The sequence below is a fragment of the Acidimicrobiales bacterium genome, from assembly GCA_036270875.1.
Classification (GTDB): domain Bacteria; phylum Actinomycetota; class Acidimicrobiia; order Acidimicrobiales; family AC-9; genus AC-9.
In genome coordinates, this window is sequence record DATBBR010000042.1 from 1 (window position 1) to 2246 (window position 2246).

Sequence of the window (2246 nt, forward strand, 5' to 3'; positions counted from 1 at the left end):
GCGCCCGGACTCCCAGCATGTCGACGAGCTCCGGTGGCTCGTTGAGCGCCACCACGAGCTCACCGGCTCGAGCCGTGCGGCGTCGCTGCTCGGCAAGTGGAGTGCGTTCACCGACCAGGTCTGGCTCGTGGCGCCCGTCGACCGCATCGCCGGCATCACCACCCAGCAGGCGGGGCGGGTCGCGGCCAGCGCCTGAGAGCTCAGGTGATGGTGGGCGCGCGCTTCGTGGCTCTGTTACGGGCTGCTTTAGCGGGAGCGGTGCCGCCTCGGCGACCGGTGCCAGCCCGTGCGTTGGGCTCCCGGCCGGGCGCGGCAGTCTCCTTCTGATGACCGGCGGGCAGGGCCCGGGCGATCTCCTCTGTCGTCGGCTCCCGCGGCAAGCGGGCCTCGGGCGGCAGAAGGTCGACGATGGCGGCCATGATGCGCTCGGTGTCGGCCTCGGCGTCGACCAGCTCGAGGCGCACGGGGCGACCCACCCGTGTGCGCACCGCGGGCGGATGCAGGACGTTCGTCAGGTTGGGTATCCGGGACGAGCGCGGCCACACCGCCTCGGTTCCCCAGAGCCCGATGGGAATGACGGGAGCGCCGGTCATGGCGGCCAGGCGAGCGGCTCCCGTCCTTCCCTTGAGCACCGGATGGAAGAAGTCGCGGCCGCGGGGGATGGTTCCCTGAGGCTGGATGGCCACGAGCTCGCCGGCCTCCAACGCACGGGCCGCCTCGAGCAGCGGTTGGTCCGACCCGCTCCCGCGCTCGACCCGTATGCCCCCCATGGCCTTCGCCATGGGGCCGATCACCGGCGCGTCGAAGACCTCCTTCTTGCCCAGATAGCGAAGCGGGCGCCCGCTCTTCAGCACGGTGAGGCCGAGCGCTACCACGTCGAAATAGCTGCGGTGATTGGCAACGAGCACCGCTGGTCCGTGGTCGGGAATGTGGCTCACGTCGCCGATGTCGAGCCGGACGAACGGCAGCAGCTGCGGGTGCACGACCAGTCGCATGAGATCGAGGGGCTCCATGCCCATGATCTTCGGCACCCCCGGGGGCACGTCCAGGTGGAGCACGGGCCAGCGCTGGAGCAGGGCCAGCGGCAGCAGGCGGAGATCAGGGTTCACGGCATGAGGGTGACCGACCGCCGAGAGCAGCGGAAGGTCGTACACGCTGTCGGAGTACGCGAAGCTCTCCTCGAGGGAGACTCCCGCGTGGCGCGCCCAGCGCCTGACGGCGGTGAGCTTGCCCCGAGACCACACAAAGCCATCGACCAGCCGGCCGGTGTACACGCCGTCCTGCTCGGCGTAGCGGGTCGCAACGATGTCATCGAAGCCGAGGCGCTCGGCCAGCGGCGCGACCAGGTCGTACGGCGTCGTCGTGGCCATGACGAGGGGGTGGCCGGCGCGCCGGTGGTCGGCCAGCAGGAGCCGGGCGTACGGGCTGACGAGAGGCTCCAGGCGCTCGGCGGCCGCCTTGCCCGCCTGGCGGACGACATCGGCCGGCCAGCCGCGGGCCATCAGCGCCGCGCTCCTCGTCAGCGCCATGGACGGCAGGGTCTCCCCCATGAGGTTGTAGATGCCGAACAGCAGCGCCTCGCCCGGGAGCCGTCGGCCGCCGGTCAGGCCCGCCTCGGCGACGGACTCGTTGATCGCCGGTCCGCTCGGGCCCTTGAGGAGCGTGCGATCCAGGTCGAAGAAGGCGGCCCCCGCGCTCATGTGCTCACGCTACTCCCCCACTCCCCCCAGACGCGGCGAAGGGACCGGCCGGGGGGGTAGCCGGTCCCTTCACTCAGATCCCAGAGGTGCCGGGAGGGGGGAATCACGGCCCTCTGTGGTCTGACACTCATTATCGACGTCCAGCCACCATCTGTCCAACAGTTCCTGGTGATATGTGTCATCATTTGAAGCGATGGATCTCCGCCAGCTGAACGCACTGCTGGCCGTCGCCGACCAGGGCAGCTTCACGGCCGCGGCCGACGTTCTCAACACCGTCCAGTCGAATATCTCTGCTCACGTCGCCCGGTTGGAGCGTGAGGTGGGCGCCGTCCTGGTGGACCGTTCCACCGGCGATCTGACCGAAGAGGGGGAGGCGGTCGCCGCCCGGGCTCGACGGGTGGGTGTCGAGCTCGAGGCGGTCATCGGCGACCTCGCCGCGCTCCGAGACGAGGTCGCCGGCACCGTCCGCATCGGCATGGTGGGGACCACGGCCCGCTGGCTCGCCCCCCATCTCCTCCAGACCGCGGCGGCGCGACACCCCAAGCT

The 2246-nt window shown here is 70.8% G+C and carries 3 protein-coding genes; 2 read left to right on the top strand and 1 reads right to left on the bottom strand.

Going from position 1 to position 2246, the window contains the following annotated elements:
- Positions 1 to 196, top strand: a 196-nt coding sequence (locus VH112_04725; protein HEX4539529.1) for a hypothetical protein, incomplete at its 5' end; no start/stop codon positions are given.
- A 4-nt stretch (positions 197 to 200) separates the two neighbouring features.
- Here VH112_04725 and VH112_04730 read toward each other — a convergent pair.
- On the bottom strand, positions 201 to 1700 hold the full coding sequence (locus VH112_04730; protein ID HEX4539530.1) for an HAD-IB family hydrolase: 1500 nt from the start codon (positions 1698 to 1700) through the stop codon (positions 201 to 203).
- A gap of 193 nt (positions 1701 to 1893) precedes the next feature.
- Here VH112_04730 and VH112_04735 point away from each other — a divergent pair.
- On the top strand, positions 1894 to 2246 hold a 353-nt coding region (locus VH112_04735; GenBank protein HEX4539531.1), incomplete at its 3' end, for a LysR family transcriptional regulator.